Origin of the sequence: Streptomyces sp. NPDC013457 (genome assembly GCF_043089925.1) — a bacterium.
GTDB lineage: Bacteria > Actinomycetota > Actinomycetes > Streptomycetales > Streptomycetaceae > Streptomyces.
In genome coordinates, this window is sequence record NZ_JBICBL010000016.1 from 140527 (window position 1) to 160242 (window position 19716).

Here is a 19716-nt window from a genome sequence, read left to right on the forward strand (position 1 = left end):
CCCCCGGCGGGTGGCCGGGGGCGACGGCGGTCGGCGTACGTGCGCGTGCGGATCAGGTCACCCGGGGATCACCAGGCGACCGGCAGACGTTCGGGGATGCGCTTCATGAAGCGGGTTCGCCAGACGAGCTGGTCGAGCGGCACCGCGAGGTGCAGGTCGGGCATCCGGTCGAGCAGGATCTCCAGGGCGATCTCGGTGTGCCGCTTGCCGAGCGCGGTGGCCGGGCAGTAGTGACCGCCGCCGCCGAAGGAGAGGTGGGTTCCGGCGTTCGGCCGGTCGATGTCCACCGTGTGCGGGTCGGGGAAGACCGCCGGATCGGTGTTGGCGGCCTCCACGAGGACGAGGAGGAGCTCCCCCTTCCGTACGTCGACGTCTCCGAGTGTGACGTCCTCCAGGGCGAGGCGCGGAAGGCCGTCTGCGATGGAGAGGTTGACCCGGAGCAGCTCGTCGACGGCGGCGGGGATCTTTTCCGGCTCCTTGCGGAGCCGCTCCCGGACGTCGGGGTTCTGGAGCAGGGAGAACAGGGCCATGGTGAGGAAGCCCATGGTGGAGATCACGCCCGCGCCGAAGAAGGTGACGCCGACCGTGGCGAGCATCTCGTCGGTCAGATGGGCGTAGTCGGGGTTCCCGCGCAGGGCGGCGAGCTCGGCCATGAGGCCGGTGGTCGCCGCGTCGTCGAGGCGCTCGACCATATAGGCGATGTCGCGGTCCCAGTTGAGCCGGGCGCCGGTGACGGGGCAGGCCGAGTTCATGAAGGCGATGTCCAGGCTGGCGGCGAGGCGCGGTGCGTCGGACTCGGGTATGCCGAGGATCCTGCAGTGCAGGTGTTCCGCGTACGGGCTGGTGAACCGGGAGCGGAGGTCCACCGGCGGTCCGTACGCGAGGAGTTCGTCGACGAGCTCGGAGGCGTGGCGGCGCATCCAGTCGGTGAGGCCGTCGTTCTTGGGGTTGATGGCCTTGAGAACGGCCTTGCGGAGCCCCGCGCCGGTGATGTTCCCCATGTTGTTGACCACCTCGGGCGGGATGGTCAGCGCGTACTGCCGGGGCACTCCGGGGGCGGAGGTGTCCTTGAGCGAGAACCTCGGGTCTTCGAGGACCTGCTTGCAGAGCGCGTAGGAGGAGACCAGCCATGCCTCGTCGCCGGCGATCGTACGGACCCGCTTGACCGGCTCGGCGCGCAGGGACTCGATCTCCGGCGGCAGGCGGTCGCCCCGGGCGGAGAACGGAAAGTCGATCAGCGTGTCAGTGGTCATCGTGGTCTCCGGGGATCGCGGTGACGATGGCGTGGCCCTGGTTGCGGGAGGCACGCAGCCCGGAGCCCCGTGAGTAGAGGAGTTCGGCCATCGGCAGGAGCTGGTGGTAGCAGTTGAGGGAGGACGGGACACCGAGGATCGCGGGGGTGTCCAGAAAGAGCGGGGCCTCGGCGCAGATGTACTGGAGACAGACCTCGCGCTGGCGGGCGGTGGGTGTCTGTCCTTCGAGGACCTTGGAGGAGAGGAAGGCCGAGACGAGCAGGTCGCACGTGGCGAGGAACTCGGCGTCGGTGGCGAGCAGGTCGTCCAGGTGTTTGCGCAGGTGCCGGTAGGCGGGGATGTCGAGGAGCGCCGACATGGGGCGCCCTCGGAGCCGTTGGCCGCCGGGGTCGGTGGCGGCGACGGCGTTGTTGACCTTGGCGCGTACGCCGCGGAGGTTCTTGACCGTCTTGCGGCGGGCCTCGTCCGGCGGGTAGCCGAGGGCCTCGAACATGTCGTCGACGTGCAGGTCGGTGTAGATGAGATCGACCTGCTCGAAGTTGCGGAGTCCCCAGGCGGCGAGGTCGGCCACCCGCTGGGCGGAGAAGTAGCCGTTGCCCGGGGAGATGCCGATGACCGCGTGGGCGCCTTCGGTGTGGATCACTTGGCAGTGCTGCGTGTACGGCTGGACCTTGAAGCTGTCGGTCGCTGTCGTCAAGTGAAGAGATGTCCTTCGTCACCGCTAGTCCCGTGGGGGCCGTGTGCCCCTGGTGTGGCGGCGACGGCATGAAGTTACCGGCGATCTCCGGAGAGTGACGATTCTGATCGAGACGTGACCTGAAGTCGTCTGTACATGGCGGAAAATGACGCACCGCCCCGCCTTGGATCGGAGCATTCCGGCCAAGAAATCTCGGCGGGTCCGCCGACCCGTCCGGCCTCCGTGCGGGGGCGAGGCCGACCGGACGAGCCGTCACGCGGAGCCGGTGGGAACCCGGTTGAAGACCCGCCCGCCGAGGTCGATGCCGGCTATGGCGCCGCTCGTGTCGCGGGAGAAGTAGCCGCGCTGCCCCGCCAGCCCGCCGGCCGTGACGATGAACTCGTCGCCGTCGCCGGGCAGCAGGCCCATGGCGGCCGGCTCGTAGTCCGCGGGCATCTCGAACTCCGCCGACTCCCGGATCTCGGGCTTGATCGCCGCCGCGAGGGTCACCTCCGCCCCGTCGGTGGCGACGGTGAGGGTCATGGCCTCGTTCTCGTACGCCCCGACGATCGTCCCGGCCCGCGTCCCGTCGTACGGCAGCGGCTCCGGGTCCGCGTCCACGACACCGAGGTAGTGCTCCAGGGCCCAGCGGACGACCGAACGGTTGGAGGGGATGCCCTCCGGGCCGGCGTTGGACATGGCGACGACGGCGAAGTTCCGCTCGGGCACGAGCACCAGCTCGGCGAACTGGCCGTTGACCGAGCCTCCGTGCTCGATAGTACGGACGCCGCCCGCCTCGCGCAGGAACCAGCAGATGCCGAAGCCGTCGCCGAGGTTGCTGGCGCGCAGCTCGACCGTCTGCCGCCTCATCGCGTGCAGCAGTTCGGTGGGCAGAAGGCGCTCGCCGCCTTCCGTGAGACCGTCGCCGAGGTGGAACCGCGCCCAGGCGAGGACGTCCGATGCGGAGGTCGCGAGGCCGCCGCCGGGGTTGTCGGTCCGGGTGAGCCTCCATTCCCTCGCCACGGCCGGACTGCCTTCCTCGCCGGGGTTGTGGCCCACGGCGAAGCGCCTGGTCATGACCTCGCCCGTGCCGAAGAAGCTGTTCGTGAGGCCCAGCGGCTCGATCAGGAGCGAGGCGACGGCCCGCGCGTACGTCAGACCCGTGACGTTCTCCAGGACCCGGCCGAGGAGGTTGAATCCGGCCTGGCTGTAGGAGGCGCGCTCGCCGGGTTCACCGATGAACGGGAGGTCCGCCAGCGTCTCCACGAAAGCGGCCAGCGCGTCGTCGCCGTCACCGGTGTCGACGATGAGGTTCCAGTCGAGTCCCGAGGTGTGGTTGAGCAGGTCGAGGACGGTGATCTCGGCGGCCGCCTTCTCGTCGGCGAGCACGAGTTCGGGGACGTAGCGGCGTACCGGTGCGTCCAGGTCGACGCGGCCGTCGGCCACCAGCCGCATGAGCGCGGTCGCCGTGAAGGTCTTCGTCGCCGAGCCCACGAGGAAGAGTGTGTTCTCGTCCACCGGGAGCGGGTTGTCGATGCTGGTCACGCCGTGGCTCGCGAAGGTCTCGCGGCCGTCCGCCCAGACTCCCACGCTGACACCGGGGATTGCGTGCTCGGTGGCCGTGCGGGTGACGAACTCGGCCAGCTCGGCCTGGGACTGCTCGGTGCGGTGCGCGCTCATGGGAGGTTCTCCTGCTCGGGTGTCGTCGTTCTCCATGACCACGACGATGCCCGGCCGCCCTGACAGCCTGCGGCCCGCACGCTGACGGGCGCCGACAGCGGCTGTCAGCGCCCGTCAGGACTCGGCTCAGCGGCCGATCTCGGCGGCCGGCCCCATGACGATGACGGGCTCCTTGGCCGGGTCGAGGGCGCGCAGGAGCTCGCGCATGACGTCCGCGGTCAGGGAGATGCAGGCCTGGGTGGGGCCGCCGTGGTCGACGTGGACCCAGACGCCTCCGCCGCGGTCCTCGCCGAGCGGCCTCTCCCGGTTCAGGGGCGTCGTGCCGGGGATGCGGTTGTAGTCGATGGCGACGACGTAGTCGAACGAGCCCTCCAGGGGTTCGCCGAGGAAGCCGGTGCCCGGGGAGACGAACTGCTCGTCCTGGTCGTACGGCAGCTTCGAGCCGGGGTCGGGCAGACGGCCGCCCGCGTCTCCGAGCCGGAACACACCGATCGGGGTGCGCAGATCACCGGCCCAGTGGTCGTCCGTCCAGCCGCGCAGCGCGTTGTGGGCGGGCCAGGGGCCGCCCTTGCGCTGCCATCGCCCTGCGGCGTCCCGTTCGTAGAACACGGCCGTGGCCTTGCTGGTGTCCAGGGACCCGCCCGTGACGACGAACGCCTGCTTCGTACCGTCCGGGATCTGCGTCAGCATCGTCGGACCGACACCGGGCGGGCCCGTAGGGGCCTTCGGCTCGGCCACGGCGGTTCCGGGCGCGCCGAGGGCGCCGGGCGCGCCGGGGCCGCCGGGGGCCGCGGCGCCTCCGCGCCCGGCCGCCGGTGTCCCGGGGGACTCGGCCGCCCCGGGCGACCGGGGCGCGGTGGCCGGCCCCGCGTTCTTGGACGCGGCGCGTGCTCCGGGCGCGGCGGTCGGAGCGGGTTCTTCCGCCGACACCTTCATGTAGCCGATGACCGCGAGTGTCGCGCAGATCGCGGCGGCCACCACGCGCGGGCCGGTGCGGACGTTCCTGACAGGCATGGGGCAGCATCCTCCGACGCTGGGGACGGCAATGCCGCGATACGTACCCGATCCGGGTGCGCGCCTGTCGGATGAACGGCGTACTCACCCGACCGGGGCAGAGCGGACGGCGTGTCACGGTCCGCCCGGACCTGAATGTCCGTCAGGAGGTTGCGCCGCCCCGGAGGCCCCGCCATCGGGGCGCCCCGCCGTCCGGCCGGTCGGGGCTCGCTGAGTGGAACGGGACCCCGAGCCGGGCGGCGAGGGCCTGACCTGCGCGCCGGGCCTCCTCGGCCTCGGGCCACGGCGGGACCGTGCCGTCGAAGAACCGGATGTCGCCACCGTGCCGGATCACGGCCGGCGGGTGACCGGCCTCCGGCTGGTCCGTGACGAGGACGAGGTCCACCATCCAGCCGAAGGTGTCGCCGTCCCACAGCGCCTCGACCGCCGCCGGCCGCCCCGGCAGCGTCGCGGCCCGCTCCGCAAGGGCCGCCGGGTCGAGCGGCTCCGTGGCCCCGGTCCGCGCCCGGACCGAGTTCGCCCTGGCGCTCGTTCACAGCGTGTCGAGCGCCTCGCGCAGACCTGGTCAGTTCATGATCCCGTGTCAGGCGGTGGCGGCGGGGGTCTCGTCGAGCTCCCAGGCGTGGCGCTTGAAGTCACGGACGAAGTCGGGGTGGTCCTCCCAGTTGCGGGCGACGCGACGCAGGACGTCCCAGTTGTGCTCCAGGGCCTGGTCGATGATGTGACGGAGCGCCGGATCGGCCTCCGCCCGCTGGTCGGCGAGGCCCTTGACCGCCGCGGCCGCCTTCACCGTGCCGAGGAGGGCCCGCAGCGCGCGGGAGGTGTCGTCCATGCCGAAGCCGTGGTCGCTGCCGTTCTCGGGGTCGAACAGCGGCCGCAGGCGGTCCTCGATGAACGCGGTGATCCGCTCGAAGTGCTGGACGTCCATCGGGTTCTCCCTGTCCTGCCGTCGTCCCCTTGGGAGGGAGCGGCCTGTCGCGTGCTTCCGTGGTCCGCGCGGTGGTGCGTCCGCGCCCGCCGATTATCCCGTCTCCGCTATGGGAGTGACGGCGGGGCCGTCCGTACGCCGTCCCAGAGGGCGTACGCGGGTGTCGCGCCCTCGGTGCGGTCGCCGGGCACGTCCCAGACGTGGACGGTGGGTGAGACGGTGCCGGCCGGCGAGGGTGTGAGCGGGGCCCAGCCCGGGTCTCCGGCGGCGGCGAACGCGGTCCAGGCGTGGACCATCCGCCGGGAGAGGGCCCGGTCGTCGGCGTCGGCGGGACCGCCGGTCAGGAAGTCGGCTCCGGTCGCGTCCAGGGTGCCGAAGGCGAAGGGCACGTCGGCGGCGTGCCAGGCGCGCACCGGGCTGCCGTCGGGGCGGGTACGGCGCCGGTCGAAGCGGGACAGGAACGTGCGGCCCGCCCCGGCCCGGGCGTGGGCCTCTGCGAGGCGGACGGTGGGTACGGAGAAGACCGCGTCGCCCGCGAGGGCCAGGAAGACGTCGAGTACCGGCGCGTCGGGCATGAGGGCGCGGTAGGCGGCGACGAGGGCCGGGGGAAGTCCGTAGTCGGCGGCGAACCGGGCGAGGCCGTCGTCGGTGGTGACCGTCGGCATGCTGCCGACCTGGTGCATCAGCCGGTACTCCTCGGTGGCGTGGCAGACGAGGAGGTCGACCGGGTGGGCCGCGCCGTCGGTGGCCGGGGCCTCGACGGGGTCCCGGGTCAGCAGCACACCGTCGAGGACGGGGCCGTAGAGGACGGTGTCGTAGTGGAGGTACCCCGACGCGGGATCGCCGGCGTACCGCGCCACCACGCGGTCCGAGGCTTCGACGAGCGCCTGCGGGGACGCGGCGAGCAGTCCTTCGGCGGTGGGTGCGACGCCCGCTGCGTGGGCCACCTCGCGGGCCACGTGCTCGGCGAGCTCCGGCGGGAAGAAGGCGTCGGGGACACTGTGGGCGATGGCGCGGCGGAAGAGCCCGTCGGCCCGTCCGCCGCTCATCAGACAGGCGATCGAGCCGCCGCCCGCGGACTGTCCGGCCACCGTGACGTTGTCCGGGTCGCCGCCGAAGGAGGCGATGTTGTCGCGCACCCACTCCAGTGCGGCGATCTGGTCGAGCAGTCCGCGGTTGTCGGGGAAGCCCGGCACGTGCCCGAAGCCTTCGAAGCCGAGCCGGTAGTTGCAGGTCACCACGACCGTGCCGGCGCGGGCCAGAGCGGAGCCGTCGTAGTCCGGCTGGGCGGAGGAACCGAAGGTGTAGGCGCCGCCGTGGATCCAGAAGAGGACGGGCAGCGGGTCCGAAGTCCCCTCCGGGGCCCAGATGTTGAGTGTGAGGATGCCTTCGTCGCCCGGGCGCCAGACCGGGGAGCCTGGCAGTTCCGCCGACTGCGGGGCGACCGCGCCGAACCGGGTGCAGTCCCGTACCTCGTCCCAGGCCTCCGCGGGCCTCGGCGCGCGGAATCGCCCGGCGCCGAACGGCGGTGCGGCGTACGGGATGCCCAGCGTGTTCCGCAGTCCGTCGGCGACCGTGCCGCGCACAGGTCCTCGCTTCGTCTCGACGGTGTGGTCGGCGGTCCCCGCACGCACAGGTGGATCTCCCTCTCGACGCCGTCGGCCTCTCCGCGCGGCAGCCCACGCTGACACGCGGCCCGGCAGCCGGACAAACGATTAAAGATCTTGAGCGAGGCCCTGGGGAGTGTGTACAGCGGTACCGTCCCCTTCCAGGGGCTGTTCGGCCCAGATGACCTTGCCCTCGGCCGTGTAGCGGGTCCCCCAGCGCCGCGTGAACTGCGAGATCAGGAAGAGCCCCCGGCCTCCCTCGTCGGTGGTGCGCGCGTGGCGCAGGTGCGGCGAGGTGCTGCTGGCGTCGAAGACCTCGCAGATCAGGGTGCGTTCGAGGATCAGCCGGAGCCGGATGGGGCCGGTGGCGTGGCGGATGGCGTTGGTGACGAGTTCGCTGACGACGAGCTCGGTGGTGAAGGCGAGCTCGTCCAGGCCCCAGGCGGCGAGCTGTCGGGCGGCCATCACCCGCGCGCGGGCGACGACGGCCGGGTCGGCGGGCAGGTCCCAGACGGCGACCTGACCGGCCGCCAGACCGCGCGTCCTGACGAGGAGGAGGGCGGCGTCGTCGGTGTACGGCCTGCTGGGCGCCAGCTCGTCGACGATGGCGCGGCAGAGTTCGTCGAGCGGCAGGTCACGGGATTCCAGGACGCGGCGCAGCCCTTCCTTGCCCGCCCCCGGCGCGGCGATGATCCCGTCGGTGTAGAAGGCCAGGACGCTGCCCTCCGCCAGCGGCAGCTCGACGGACTCGAAGGGCAGTCCACCGATGCCGAGCGCCGGTCCGGGCGGGAGCACGGGGAAGGTGACCGTGCCGTCGGGCGCCAGGACGGCGGGCGCGAGGTGGCCCGCGCTCGCGAGGTCGCAGCGCAGGCTGACCGGATCGTAGACGGCGTAGATGCAGCTGGCGCCGACGCCCGCGGGGGTGGCCGTGCCGCCGAGCTCGCCTTCGGCGCCCTCCCGGGTGACCTGGAGGACGAGGTCGTCGAGATGGGCCAGGAGTTCCTCGGGCGAGAGGTCCAGATCGGCGAGTGTCCGTACGGCGGTGCGGAGCTGGCCCATCGTGGCGGCCGCCTCGATCCCGTGGCCGACGACCTCGCCGACGACGAGGGCGACCCTGGCTCCCGAGAGGGGGATGACGTCGAACCAGTCGCCGCCGAGGCCGGACAGTTCGTCGGCCGGCCGGTAGAAGGAGGCCGCGTCGACGGCCTCCTGCGCGGGAACGCCGTGCGGCAGCAGGCTGCGCTGGAGCACGAGGGCCGCGGCGCGCTCGCGGGTGTAGCGGCGGGCGTTGTCCAGGCAGACGGCCGCGCGCGCCACGAGCTCCTCGGCGAGCCGCAGGTCGTCGTCGTCGAACGCCTCGTCCTGCCGGGCGCGGAAGAAGGTGGCCATGCCCAGGGTGACGCCCCGGGCGAGGATCGGCACGACGATCGCCGTGTGCGGTTCGGGCTCGGCGGCCGCCGATGCCGCCATGGGCCCGGCGCCCGTGGGCGCGACGCCAACGGGTTCGGTGCCCGCCGGCGCGGCGCCTGGCGTCTCTGCGCCGGTGGCCTCGGCGCCGGTGGTCTTGCCCTCGGCGGTCGCGCCATCGGCGGGCGATTCCGTGTCCGGCCGCTCCTCGGCCGGGGGCAGGGGCACGGGGAGGGCCGCGTCCCGTGTCGCGGCGTCCAGCCGGGCGGCGCGCCAGGAACGGCCGTGGGCCAGGGAGCGGATCTGGGGTGACGACGGCAGGTATCCGCACGGCTCCCCCGGCTCGACCATGGCCAGGATCCCGCCGGGGACCGTCTGCACACCGGCGCGCATGAGCTGTACGGACGTGGCACCGCCCGTGGGTCCCGGAGCGGGCTCCGCGCCTCGGACGACGGTGTCCAGCAGGTCGACGGCGACGAAGTCCGCCAGGCCGGGCACCGCCACGTCGGCCAGGTCCTGGGCGGTGCCGACCACGTCCAGACTGCGGCCGATGCGCTCGCTGGCCAGGGCCATCAGGGCGAGGCGCAGTCGGGCACGGTAGCGGTCGGTGATGTCGACGACCGCGTAACAGACGCCGAGGACGCGGCCGTTGTCGTCGTCCAGCCGGACGAAGGACATGGCGTGGGCATGGTCCCTGCCGGGGTGGGACCGGGGGCGGCCCACGTGCTCGTAGCCGAGGACGGGCTCACCGGTCGCGAGGACCTGGCGCATCTTGGATTCCACGAGGTCGGCGTTCATCCCGGGCTGGATCTCCGCGAACCGCCTGCCGCGCCGTTCTTCGACCGTGCCGCCGCCGAACTGCTCGAGAGCGGTGTTCGACCACACGCACCGCAGTTCGGTGTCGACCAGACAGAGTCCGACGGGCATCCGGGTGACCATCCGCTCCAGGAGCGCGGGGCCCATCGTCCACTGCCGGGACGGAGCCGCTCCCACGGCGACGACGAGCCAACGGGCCGCGCCCGCCTCGCCCGGCAACGGGAGCACCGTGACGTCCACGGCGATCGTTCGGCCGTCCTGGTGACGCGCGAGCAGGACCCCGGACCAGCCGCCGTCCCGCGCCGAGGCCTCCAGGATGCCGGGGAGCCGGGCGGCCTCGTCAGCCGCGAGCAGCGCGCCGACGCGCCGTCCGCTCAGCTCCGCCGCGGGGTAGCCCAGCAGCTTCTCGGCCGCGTACGGGCGGCCGACGACAGCTCCGTCCTCGTCGAAGAGGAGGACGACGGAGTCGGCGACGCCGAACACCGCCTCGTGCGCGGTGCTGTCTGTGCCCTCAGGTCTCCCCACGGCCGTCGGCTCCGTTTCTCCACACCCCGCCCTGTTTTTCCCTTCTACCACACTATGGCCGGTATTCGACTGTCAGGTCGGGCTCCGTCGTCACCTCTTCGGCGGACGGACCGGGTTTCCGATCGGCCCGAGGGGTTAGTCAGCACTCAAGGACCGACGATCCGGGAGGCGGGCAAACGTGACTCGACCGAAGATTCTCGTGGTGGGCGCAGGGTTCGCCGGGATCGCCTGTGTGCGGCGCCTGGAACGGCGGCTGACGAGCCGCGAGGCGCAGATCTCGCTGCTGTCGCCCTTCTCGTACCAGCTCTACCTGCCCCTCCTCCCCCAGGTGGCCTCGGGTGTGCTGACCCCGCAGTCGGTCGCCCTGTCGCTGCGGCGCAGCGAGCGGCACCGCACCCGGATCATCCCCGGCGGCGCGATCGGCGTGGACACCAAGGCCAAGGTCTGCGTCGTACGGACGATCACGGGTGAACTCGTCGACGAGCACTACGACCATCTGGTCCTCGCGCCCGGCAGTGTGACCCGCACGTTCGACATCCCGGGTCTGCGTGAGCACGCGCGGGGCATGAAGACGCTCACCGAGGCCGTCTACCTCCGCGACCATGTCATCGCCCAGCTCGATCTGGCCGACGCCGGGCACGACGAGGCGGAGCGGGCGGCCCGGCTCTGCTTCGTGGTGGTGGGCGGGGGTTACGCGGGAACGGAGACGGCCGCCTGTCTGCAGCGGCTGACCCACAGCGCGGTCAAGCGCTACCCGCGCATCGACCCGAAGCTCATCAAGTGGCATCTGGTGGACCTCGCGCCCAAGCTCATGCCCGAGCTGGGCGACAAGCTGGGCAAGGCGGCGCTGGACATCCTCCGGCGGCGCGGGATCGAGGTCTCGCTCGGGGTCTCGGTCGCCTCCGTGGACGCCGAGGCCGTGACGCTGACCGACGGGCGGGTGCTGCCCAGTCGCACCCTGATCTGGACGGCGGGCGTCGCCGCCAGTCCGCTGATCGCCACGCTCGGCGCCGAGACCGACCGGGGCCGGCTGGTGGTCGGCGCCGACATGGTCGTGCCCGGCGCGGACGGCGTGTACGGCCTCGGCGACGCCGCGGCCGTGCCGGACCTGGCCAAGAAGGACAAGGGCGCCGTCTGCCCGCCGACGGCGCAGCACGCCATGCGGCAGGGCAAGCACGTCGCCGACAACGTCGTCGCCGCCCTGCGCGGTGAGCCGATGTACCCGTACCACCACCGGGATCTCGGCCTGGTGGTCGATCTGGGCGGCCGGGACGCCGTGTCCAAGCCCCTCGGCATCGAACTGCACGGCGCCCCCGCGCAGGCGGTGGCCCGGGCGTATCACTGGTCGGCGCTGCGGACCAATGTCGCCAAGACGCGGGTGATGACGAACTGGCTGCTCAACGCCGTGGCCGGGGACGACTTCGTCCGTACGGGATTCCTCGCGTCCCGGTCCGGCACGCTCGCCGACTTCGAGTACACGGACGCCTACCTGACTCCGGAGCAGGTGCGGGCCCACACGGCCGCCCTGAACGCCCGGGTCTGACGGCGCCCGCTCCAGGGCCACGGGGTCCGGGCGGCGGCGCGCCCGCGGTTGTCAGAGCCAGCCGTTGCGGCGGAAGCTGCGGTGGAGGACGAAACAGGCGACGGCCATGATCCCGACGACGAGCGGATAGCCGTAGGTCCAGCCCAGTTCGGGCATGTGCTCGAAGTTCATGCCGTACACCCCGCAGACCATCGTGGGGACGGCGATGATCGCCGCCCACGCCGTGATCTTGCGCATGTCCTCGTTCTGAGCGACGGTCACCTGCGCCAGATGGGCCTGGAGGATCGAGTCGAGGAGCGCGTCGAAGGACGTGATCTGCTCGGTGATCCGGGAGAGATGGTCGGCGACGTCCCGGAAGTACGGCTTTATCTCCGCCGAGACCAGCGGCAACGGGGCCGCGGCCAGGGCCTGCAGCGGGCGGTCGAGCGGGGCCACGGCCCGCTTGAGTTCGAGGAGTTCCCGCTTCAGCTGGTAGACGCGGCCGGCGTCGCCGCGTGACGCCTGCTCGCTGAAGACGGCCGTCTCGACCGCGTCTATGTCGTTCTGCACGGCGTCGGCGACCGCGAGGTAGTCGTCCACGACATGGTCGGCGATGGCGTGCAGGACTGCCGCGGGGCCCTTGGCCAGCTGTTCGGGGTCCGCCTCCAGCGCCTCCCGCAGCGGGCCGAGCGAACCGTGCCGCCCGTGCCGGACGGTGATGACGAAGTCCGGCCCGGCGAAGACCATGAGTTCACCCGTGTCGACGACCTCGCTGGTGGCGGTGAGCTCCTCGTGCTCCACGTAGCGGACGGTCTTGAAGACGGCGAAGAGCGTGTCGTCGTACCGTTCCAGCTTGGGCCGCTGGTGCGCGTGCACGGCGTCCTCGACGGCGAGCGGATGCAGGCCGAACAGCTCGGCGAGCCCGGCGAACTCCTCGACGGACGGCTCGTGCAGCCCGATCCACACGAACCCGTCACCGGACTTGCGGACCCGTCGCACCGCCTCGTCGGCGGGACAGGCCCCGCGCTGCCGAGCCCCGTCCTCGTACAGCACACAGTTGACGACCGAGCTGCCCAGCGGCGAGCGTGCCGGATGGCTCAGGTCCACGGTCCGGCGGTAGGCACGGCGGACGGTGCGCCTCAGGTTGCGGATTATCGGCACGTCGGGCTCCTCGGGGACGATCAGCGGACAGTGTGCCACCGACGGACCGTGGGCGGGACTCCTGACAAATGTCACATCTTCCTGTGAACAGGATCCTCCCGGGGGTGGAGAGGGGGCCTGGGGCCGGCGACAAGGATGGAATCACCGCACTCGCCGAGGAAAGCAGGACCTCCATGTCTTCGTCCCCCAGTGCCCGCCTCACGGCGGTCGCCACGGCCGCTCTGATCACCCTCTCCGTCTCGGTGTTACCGGCGCAGACCGCCGTGGCGGCACAGCCCGGCTCCGCCGCCGCCGCTGCCTCCGCCGCGGTGGCACCGGCAGGTCGCGGCCCTCTCGACCGCGCGGCGCTGCGCGGCTCGCTCGACGCCTTCCACAAGGCCGGGATGTACGGCGCCTATTCGGCGGTCCGTGACGGCTCGGCACAGTGGCGGGGAGCCACCGGTTTCGCCGACGTCGACACCCGCAGGCCCACCGGGCCGAACTTCGAGCACCGGGTCGGCAGCATCACCAAGACGTTCACGGCCGTCGCCGTGCTCCAGCAGGCCGGGGCGGGGCGCATCGACCTCGACGCGCCCGTCGGCCGGTACGTTCCGGATCTGGTGCCCGGCGAACGCGGCCGCCTGGTGACCGTGCGGATGCTGCTCAACCACACCAGCGGCATCGCCGACTACGTCCTGCCCGCCTTCCCCGGCATCCTCGAGAACCCCGGCAAGGCCCTCGACGAGAACCGCCTCCGCCGCATCGCCCCCGAGGAGCTCGTCCGCCTGGGTCTCGCGGCGCCGCCCGTGGCGGAGCGCGGTACGCACGCGTACTCCAACACCAACTACATCCTCGCCGGGCTGCTCCTGGAGCGGGTGACCGGTGAGAAGGCCGAGGCGTACATCGCCCGGAACGTCATACGGAAGGCCGGGCTGCGCCACACGTACTTCCCGAGCTCCCCGTCGCTCAGGGGACCGCACGCCCGGATGTACGAGTCGTTCTTCGGCCTGATCGACCCGCCGCGCGACTACAGCGTCGCCGACATGTCGTGGGCCGGCACGGCCGGCGCCCTCGTCTCGACGACGAGCGACCTCAACGACTTCTACCGCGCGCTGCTCGGCGGCCGGTTGCTCGGCGCGGCGGAGCTGCGCGCGATGAAGACCACCGTCCCCGCGTACGAGACGCCGCCGGGCGAGGAGCCGCGGATGCGGTACGGCCTCGGCATCTACACCCTGCAGATGCGCAGCGGCGGCTGGTACTGGGGCCATGACGGCGGCGTGTTCGGCGCGGGCACGTGGGCCCTGTCCACGGAGGACGGCCGTCGTCAGGTCGCCATCGGCTACAACCTGATGAAGTACCAGCGCTTCGACGAGCAGGGCCGACCGCTGCCGGATCCGATCACGGACGCGCTGTACGCGCATGTCGACGGCGCCCTCGCGGGTACCCCCGCGCCCGCGCGCGGCGCGACGGCGGGACAGGGCACGCAGACGCTGCCGTCAGGGCTGCCGATCGGCCCGGACGCGCTCCACCAGGCGTCCCTGCGGTAGGTGTCCACGGCGCGGGCCGCCCGGAGCGCTCTCACTCCGGGAGCCCCGCTGCGACGCGGTCGGCGGCATGCGCCATCATCACCGGTCATGAGAGCTCTTGTCGGCATCGAACTGCCGGGCTTCCGACTCGTCGAGCCCGATGTCTGGGTCAGCGACGCGGGTGATGTGCTGTCGCTGCACTTCTTCGCACTGCGTCCGGACCTTCCCGCGCCCCTGGACGACGGCCCGTCGCTGCGCGCCGCGCTGACCCGCTTGACCGCGGACGCCGGCGGCGGGCTCATCGAGGCCTCGGTGAAGTCGCTGGGCGGGCTGCCCGCACTGCGGCAGATACTCAAGCTGCCGATGCCCGGACAGGCCCATGGGCAGGTCTTCATCGGCAGTTTCACCGTCCCGAGGGCGGAGTGCAGCACGGTGGTGAAGATCCAGGCGCCCGAGCGCGGGACGACGGGGATGCGCGAGGCGATGGTGATGGCGCAGGTCGGTCCGGACGCCTACTTCCGGGCCCATCCCTACGCCCCGGAGGTCCAGGGCGGGCTGCCGTTCCACGCCGCGGACCACGCCCGGTACGACGCCGAGTTCCCGGACCACCCGCTGACCCGGGTACGGAACGTGCTCGGCGCGCTGGCCGAGGGCGTCGGCGTGGCACCCGAGTTCGCGGCGCTGGCTCCGTTCGCGGGCTGAGCGGCGTACGAACGGCCGCCTCGCGGGGGACCTAACTTCCCTGGGAGGCGGCCGTTCGTCGGGGGGTCGTGTGAAGCGTCGCCGCCAGGGTGGCGAGCCAGGCGAGGGCCGCGGTCCACAGCAGGATCTGTCCGAGGGTGTCGAGCCAGCCGACGGCCGCCGCCGTCGACGTGGAGAGGCAGGCGACCGCCGTCATGCCCATCGGGAAGACGGTGGCCCAGCGCCGTACGTCATAGGCCAGGCGCGGCCGGAGCAGCTCGGCCACGAACAGCACTGCGTACCAGACGAGGTCGACGACCAGCAGGAACAGGGTGGTGCTCCGCAGGGAGGTGTGGGTCACGCCGGTCCACACGCCCGTCGCGAGGAGCTTGGAGCCCGCCAGTGCGGAGATGGCCATGGCCCCGCCGGCCACCCACTGGTCGCCGGCGCCCGCCACGACCTGCCCGAAGTCGAAGCGGACCAGGGCGGCGAGGTAGAGCAGCAGGCCGAACAGGAAGAAGGCCAGGGACGTGTAGCCGAGCCAGTCGCCGGCCCAGGGTGTGAGGATGGCGCCGAGGACCGCGAGCGCCTCGGTGGCCACGCAGATCAGGAAGACACCGCCCGGCATGCCGCTCCGCAGGTGGGTGAGGACCGCTGTGAGCAGTACCGCCCACAGCACGGCCGAGCCGGCGAGGAGCACCGCGGCCAGGTGGGTCCAGCCGAGGAGGGCGACGCGCACTCCGAGCACGGTGGTGGCGGCGACGGCGGTCAGCGCGGGCGGGGTGTCGGCTTCGGCGAACCAGCGGCGACGGCTGTGCAGCAGCCGGGTGCCGAAGTCGAAGGCGAGCAGCACCCACAGTGCGCCCGCGATGCCGAGCATCAGACGGGACACGGTCTCCAGGCCGGTCAGACGGAAGCCGACCGAGATGATGCCGGTGGCCATCACCGCCGCTCCCGCGGCGGGCGGCAGCTCGGCCCACCGGCGGGCAGTGCGCTCGTTCATGATCCCCATCGCAGCGGCTCTCCACCGTGTCCGCCACTCGGAGGCTCCGATCAGTCCTGGTACTCCGGGCAGGTCCGGTCCAGGAGGCGGAGCATCGCCGCCCATGCCAGGCCGTACGCGTCGTCGTCCTCGAAGTCGGAGGTCGCCTCGCCGGTGAGCTGCCGGGCCGTGTACGCGCAGACCTCGGGGTCCGGGACGACCAGGGGGACGCCGCTCGACTGTGCGGCGATCTGGATCTCGCAGGCGCGCTCCAGGTAGTACATGCGCAGGAACGCCTGGGCCGCGCTCTCCCCCACCGTCAGCAGGCCGTGGTTGCGCAGGACGAGGGCGGGGTGGGTGCCGATGTCGGCGACGAGGCGGCGCTGCTCGTCGAGGTTGAGGGCGACTCCCTCGTAGTCGTGGTAGCCGACGCGGTCGTAGAACTCCATCGACATCTGGTTGAGCGGGAGCAGTCCGCCTTCCTGCGCGGCGACGGCGCAGCCGGCCTTGGTGTGGGTGTGCAGGACGCAGTGCGCGTCCTCCCGGGCCGCGTGGATCGCGCTGTGGATGACGAAGCCCGCCGGGTTGACCGGGTGGGGGGTCGGCTCGACGGGGTTGCCGTCGAGGTCGATCTTCACCAGGTTGGACGCGGTGATCTCCTCGAAGAGCAGCCCGTAGGGATTGATGAGGAAGTGGTGGTCGGGGCCGGGCAGCCGCAGGGAGATGTGGGTGAAGATCAGGTCGGTCATCCCGAAGTGGGCCACGAGCCGGTAGACGGCGGCGAGTTCGCGGCGCAGCCGGAGTTCTTCGGCGGTCCTCGTCTGCGGGGCGTGGGGCGCTGCGGTGGTCATGCGAGGACTCCTTCGAGGGCGGTGGCGGTGGGGTCGACGACCGCTGTCCGCGGGCGGCCGGTGCGGTGCCAGGCGATGACGTTCTCGGCGGGTCCGCACACGTACGCGCGGCGCGAGGTGTCGGACAGGAAGGCGCTGTGCGGGGACAGCTGGATGCGCGGGTGGCGGCGTAGCGGGTCGTCCGCCGGGGGTGGTTCGACGGGGAAGACGTCGAGTGCCGCGCCGGCCAGGTGGTCCCGGTCCAGGGCGTCCGACAGGGCGGCCGGGTCGACGAGTTCGCCGCGCGCGACGTTGACGAGGAAGCCGCCGGGGCGCATGCGCGCGAGCAGCGCCCCGTCGACGAGGCCCCGGGTGGCCGGGGTGAGCGGGACGTGCAGGGAGAGGACGTCGGCGGCCGCGGCCAGGTCGCCGAGGTCGTCGTGGCGTGCGATGCCGGCCGGCCAGTGGGCGGGGTCGGCGTGCGGGTCGTGGGCGGCGACGCGTCCGAAGACCGGCGCCGCGAGGGCCGCGAAGGAGCGGGCGATCCTGCCGAGGCCGACGAGCCCGAGGGTCAGCTCGCTCGCCCGGCGCGGGAGTCGGCCCTCCGCCGCGAACTCCGCGTTCCAGCCGCCGGAGCGGACGACGGCGTCGGCCCGGGGGAGCCGTCGGACGAGGGAGAGCGTGGAGGCGAGCGCGTGGACGGCGACGTCCTCGGTGGCGGCGCCGGGCAGGTTCGCGACCCACACCCCGCGCCGCCGGGCCTCGGCCGTGTCGACCATGTCGTACCCCGCGGACATGGTCGCGATGATGCGCAGTCCCGGGAGCCGGTCGAGGAGCGCGGCGTCGATCCGCGCGTAGCCGACGATCAGGGCGACCGCGTCCCTGGCCGCGTCCGCCAGGGCGCCGGGGTCCCGCGTTCCGGCGACGCGTACCTCGAACCCGGCCTCGGCGAGCAGCCGGACGCCGGGCTCGGGGTCCAGGTCGTCGGTGTCGGTGAAAACGGCGACGGGCTGATTCACCCGACCCCCTCTCGGTCGTACTGCTGATTCGTCGGTCGATTACGAGATGAACTTACGTTTCATCTGCACTACTGTCCACCAGCACATGACACGGTCGCGCGTGACCCGTGTCACGAACGGATCCGCATCGCGGAGCGGTGTCCGAGAATGGCGGTCGGACCCGGGGCCGCCGCCCTGTGGCCGCCGAGCCGAGGAGAGCACCGGGTGGAGCTGGATTCCGTCGACCTCGCCGTCGTACGCGCGCTGCAGAAGGACGGACGCCTCGCGTACGAGACGCTGGCCCAGCACGTCGGCCTGTCCCGGCCCGCGACCCGGGCGCGGGTGCAGCGCCTGCTGGAGTCGGGAGCCGTCCGGGTCGTGGCGGTCGTCCATCCCTCCGTCCGCGGGCTGACCGCGTCCGCGCATCTCTCGATCGATGTCGACGGCGCGGCGGAGCCGGTGGCGCGGGCCGTCGCCGAACTTCCCGAGGCCCCGTTCGTCAGCCTGACGGCCGGGCAGCGGGCGATCATGACGGAGTTGCGCACCGAGGGTTTCGAGGCACTGGAACGGAGCATCGAGCGCGTACGTTCCGTGCCCGGTGTCGCGGTGGTCGACCCGCTGATCGGCACCCGTCACCTCAAGGACCCCTATCTGCTGGCGGACGAGCCGGCCGTGTCGGACCTGGACGACACCGACCTGCGGATCCTCGACGCCCTCGAACAGGACGGCCGGCTCCCCTTCGCCGACCTCGCCGAACGCGTGGGCCTCTCCCCCGGGGCCACCCGCGCCCGCACGCTGCGCCTCCTGGACGGCGGCGTGGTGAAGGTGCTGGCACTGGTCCGCCCCGAGGTCCTGGGCCTGGGGTACGCGTGCGGGTTCGCGGTACGGGTCGAGGGCGCGCGGGACCCCGTGGCGCGGGCGCTGGCCGCCTCTGAGGAGGTCACCTTCCTGTCGGCCTGCCTGGGACGCGCGGAGCTGGTCGGCACGGTCACGGCGGGCTCCCTGGGGTCCGTACGGGCGGCACTCGACGCGATGCGGGGGCTGCCGGGCGTACGGAGCGTCGAGAGCTGGATCCATCTGGAACTGGTCAAGGAGCGGTACGACCTCGGCGCACCGGCGGAGTAGGCCCACCGAGCGGGGCGCCGGGAGGCGGGGAATCATGCCCCTATGAACGAGAAGCCGGTTGTCGTCGGCGTGGACGGGTCCGAGCACAGCCACCTGGCCCTCGAATGGGCCCTGAGCGTGGCGCAGCGGCTCGACTCTCCCCTGGTCGTCGCCCATGTGCGCTCCGACGCGCTGCAGCTGGGCAGCGCCCGGATCGCCTCGCTCGGCGAGACGGCCGAGATTCCGGACGCCGTTCTCGACGGTGTCCGCGCCTGGGTGGAGGAGCAGAGCCCGCGGGTGCCGGTGCGTTTCGACTCGCTCGACGGCTCCGTGTCGGACGCCCTGCTGGACGCGGCCAGGACCGCGCGGTTCCTGGTGACCGGATCGCGTGGACGGGGCGGCTTCGCGAGTCTCCTGCTCGGCTCCTCCGGCCGGACCCTGGCCGCCTCCGCCCCCTGTCCCGTCGTCGTGGTGCCGCACGAGGCGCGAACCGTGTCGCTGGAGGGCGACGGCGAGTCGGGCCGGGTCCTGGTGGGGCTGCATCCGGAGGAGACCGGCGACGAGGTCGTGGACTTCGCCTTCCACGCCGCCCAACAGCGCGGAGTGGCCCTCGAAGTGGTGACCGCCTACCGTTTGCCGCCGTCGCCGATCATGCTGGTCGGCCCGCCGGCGCCCGCGCTGCAGATGCCGCCGCCGGTGCCCGTGGATGAGACCCCCGAGCTGGTCAAGGAGACCGTGAACCTCCAGGAGGACCGGCTGCGGCCGTTCACCGAACGGTACAGGGACGTCGAGGTCGTGCCCGTCGTCGTACCGGCGGGCGCGGCGGGTCGGCTCGTCGAAGGGTCGCGGCGCGCTGCCCTGGTCGTCGTGGGCCGGCACCGCAGGCACCGGGTCGCGACGCTCCTCATGGGCTCGGTCGCCCACGCGGTGCTGCACCACGCGCACTGCCCGGTCGCGATCGTCCCGCCCCACGGGGCCACGTCGACGTGAGAAGGGCCGGCCGGCGGCAGCGGCCGAACCGTCATGG

17 protein-coding genes are annotated in these 19716 nt (G+C 72.5%); 5 read left to right on the plus strand and 12 right to left on the minus strand.

Annotation, left to right across the window (positions count from 1 at the left end; all coding sequences use genetic code 11):
* Positions 1-68: 68 nt before the first annotated feature.
* The 8 genes from ACF1G2_RS33375 to ACF1G2_RS33410 all read right to left on the minus strand — a co-directional run bounded on the left by ACF1G2_RS33375 (position 69) and on the right by ACF1G2_RS33410 (position 9906).
* Positions 69-1253: a cytochrome P450 gene (locus tag ACF1G2_RS33375; protein WP_391801903.1), complete on the minus strand. Its 1185-nt coding sequence runs from the start codon at positions 1251-1253 to the stop codon at positions 69-71.
* Positions 1243-1950 (minus strand): tRNA-dependent cyclodipeptide synthase, encoded by a 708-nt coding sequence (locus ACF1G2_RS33380; protein WP_391801904.1) that lies wholly within the window; start codon positions 1948-1950, stop codon positions 1243-1245. Before ACF1G2_RS33380 ends, ACF1G2_RS33375 begins: the two co-directional genes overlap by 11 nt.
* Before the next feature lie 252 nt (positions 1951-2202).
* Positions 2203-3609 (minus strand): serine hydrolase domain-containing protein, encoded by a 1407-nt coding sequence (locus ACF1G2_RS33385; protein WP_391801905.1) that lies wholly within the window; start codon positions 3607-3609, stop codon positions 2203-2205.
* Between the two features lie 126 nt (positions 3610-3735).
* Positions 3736-4623, minus strand: a complete 888-nt coding sequence (locus ACF1G2_RS33390) for a hypothetical protein (protein WP_391801906.1) — start codon at positions 4621-4623, stop codon at positions 3736-3738.
* Between the two features lie 142 nt (positions 4624-4765).
* Positions 4766-5011 (minus strand): hypothetical protein, encoded by a 246-nt coding sequence (locus ACF1G2_RS33395; protein ID WP_391801907.1) that lies wholly within the window; start codon positions 5009-5011, stop codon positions 4766-4768.
* Positions 5012-5206: 195 nt separating this feature from the next.
* A complete protein-coding gene (locus ACF1G2_RS33400) occupies positions 5207-5551 on the minus strand; it encodes a hypothetical protein (protein WP_391801908.1) in 345 nt (114 codons plus the stop codon).
* Between the two features lie 107 nt (positions 5552-5658).
* Positions 5659-7185: a carboxylesterase/lipase family protein gene (locus tag ACF1G2_RS33405; protein ID WP_391801909.1), complete on the minus strand. Its 1527-nt coding sequence runs from the start codon at positions 7183-7185 to the stop codon at positions 5659-5661.
* 81 nt (positions 7186-7266) lie between these two features.
* Positions 7267-9906, minus strand: coding sequence for a SpoIIE family protein phosphatase (locus tag ACF1G2_RS33410; RefSeq protein ID WP_391801910.1), 2640 nt, complete (start codon positions 9904-9906; stop codon positions 7267-7269).
* Between the two features lie 178 nt (positions 9907-10084).
* On the opposite strand from ACF1G2_RS33410, the gene ACF1G2_RS33415 reads away from it, so the two are divergent.
* Positions 10085-11449, plus strand: coding sequence for an NAD(P)/FAD-dependent oxidoreductase (locus ACF1G2_RS33415; RefSeq protein WP_391801911.1), 1365 nt, complete (start codon positions 10085-10087; stop codon positions 11447-11449).
* 51 nt (positions 11450-11500) lie between these two features.
* Here ACF1G2_RS33415 and corA read toward each other — a convergent pair whose 3' ends face one another.
* Complete coding sequence (gene corA, locus ACF1G2_RS33420; RefSeq protein ID WP_391801952.1) at positions 11501-12583, minus strand: magnesium/cobalt transporter CorA; 1083 nt, start codon at positions 12581-12583, stop codon at positions 11501-11503.
* A gap of 179 nt (positions 12584-12762) precedes the next feature.
* Between corA and ACF1G2_RS33425 the strand changes: the two genes are divergently transcribed.
* On the plus strand, positions 12763-14115 hold the full coding sequence (locus ACF1G2_RS33425; RefSeq protein ID WP_391801912.1) for a serine hydrolase domain-containing protein: 1353 nt from the start codon (positions 12763-12765) through the stop codon (positions 14113-14115).
* An 87-nt stretch (positions 14116-14202) separates the two neighbouring features.
* Positions 14203-14796, plus strand: a complete 594-nt coding sequence (locus tag ACF1G2_RS33430; RefSeq protein ID WP_391801913.1) for a hypothetical protein — start codon at positions 14203-14205, stop codon at positions 14794-14796.
* A gap of 31 nt (positions 14797-14827) precedes the next feature.
* Here ACF1G2_RS33430 and ACF1G2_RS33435 read toward each other — a convergent pair whose 3' ends face one another.
* The 3 genes from ACF1G2_RS33435 to ACF1G2_RS33445 are packed head-to-tail and all read right to left on the minus strand — an operon-like array spanning position 14828 to position 17606.
* On the minus strand, positions 14828-15778 hold the full coding sequence (locus ACF1G2_RS33435; RefSeq protein WP_391801914.1) for a tellurite resistance/C4-dicarboxylate transporter family protein: 951 nt from the start codon (positions 15776-15778) through the stop codon (positions 14828-14830).
* 50 nt (positions 15779-15828) lie between these two features.
* Complete coding sequence (locus tag ACF1G2_RS33440) at positions 15829-16608, minus strand: class II aldolase/adducin family protein (RefSeq protein WP_391801915.1); 780 nt, start codon at positions 16606-16608, stop codon at positions 15829-15831.
* A complete protein-coding gene (locus ACF1G2_RS33445; protein ID WP_391801916.1) occupies positions 16605-17606 on the minus strand; it encodes a C-terminal binding protein in 1002 nt (333 codons plus the stop codon). Before ACF1G2_RS33445 ends, ACF1G2_RS33440 begins: the two co-directional genes overlap by 4 nt.
* A gap of 204 nt (positions 17607-17810) precedes the next feature.
* On the opposite strand from ACF1G2_RS33445, the gene ACF1G2_RS33450 reads away from it, so the two are divergent.
* Positions 17811-18710 (plus strand): Lrp/AsnC family transcriptional regulator, encoded by a 900-nt coding sequence (locus tag ACF1G2_RS33450; protein WP_391801917.1) that lies wholly within the window; start codon positions 17811-17813, stop codon positions 18708-18710.
* A 42-nt stretch (positions 18711-18752) separates the two neighbouring features.
* Entirely contained in the window at positions 18753-19679 is a 927-nt protein-coding gene (locus ACF1G2_RS33455; RefSeq protein WP_391801918.1) for a universal stress protein, read from the plus strand.
* Positions 19680-19716 lie beyond the last annotated feature (37 nt).

What these genes read in the sequence shown, in the direction of transcription:
- ACF1G2_RS33375 (WP_391801903.1), bottom strand. Translation starts at nt 1,253, where the DNA reads ATGACCACTGACACGCTGATCGACTTTCCGTTCTCCGCCCGGGGCGAC.
- ACF1G2_RS33385 (WP_391801905.1), bottom strand. Translation starts at nt 3,609, where the DNA reads ATGAGCGCGCACCGCACCGAGCAGTCCCAGGCCGAGCTGGCCGAGTTC.
- ACF1G2_RS33390 (WP_391801906.1), bottom strand. Translation starts at nt 4,623, where the DNA reads ATGCCTGTCAGGAACGTCCGCACCGGCCCGCGCGTGGTGGCCGCCGCG.
- ACF1G2_RS33395 (WP_391801907.1), bottom strand. Translation starts at nt 5,011, where the DNA reads ATGGTGGACCTCGTCCTCGTCACGGACCAGCCGGAGGCCGGTCACCCG.
- ACF1G2_RS33400 (WP_391801908.1), bottom strand. Translation starts at nt 5,551, where the DNA reads ATGGACGTCCAGCACTTCGAGCGGATCACCGCGTTCATCGAGGACCGC.
- ACF1G2_RS33425 (WP_391801912.1), top strand. Translation starts at nt 12,763, where the DNA reads ATGTCTTCGTCCCCCAGTGCCCGCCTCACGGCGGTCGCCACGGCCGCT.
- ACF1G2_RS33430 (WP_391801913.1), top strand. Translation starts at nt 14,203, where the DNA reads ATGAGAGCTCTTGTCGGCATCGAACTGCCGGGCTTCCGACTCGTCGAG.
- ACF1G2_RS33435 (WP_391801914.1), bottom strand. Translation starts at nt 15,778, where the DNA reads ATGAACGAGCGCACTGCCCGCCGGTGGGCCGAGCTGCCGCCCGCCGCG.
- ACF1G2_RS33440 (WP_391801915.1), bottom strand. Translation starts at nt 16,608, where the DNA reads ATGACCACCGCAGCGCCCCACGCCCCGCAGACGAGGACCGCCGAAGAA.
- ACF1G2_RS33455 (WP_391801918.1), top strand. Translation starts at nt 18,753, where the DNA reads ATGAACGAGAAGCCGGTTGTCGTCGGCGTGGACGGGTCCGAGCACAGC.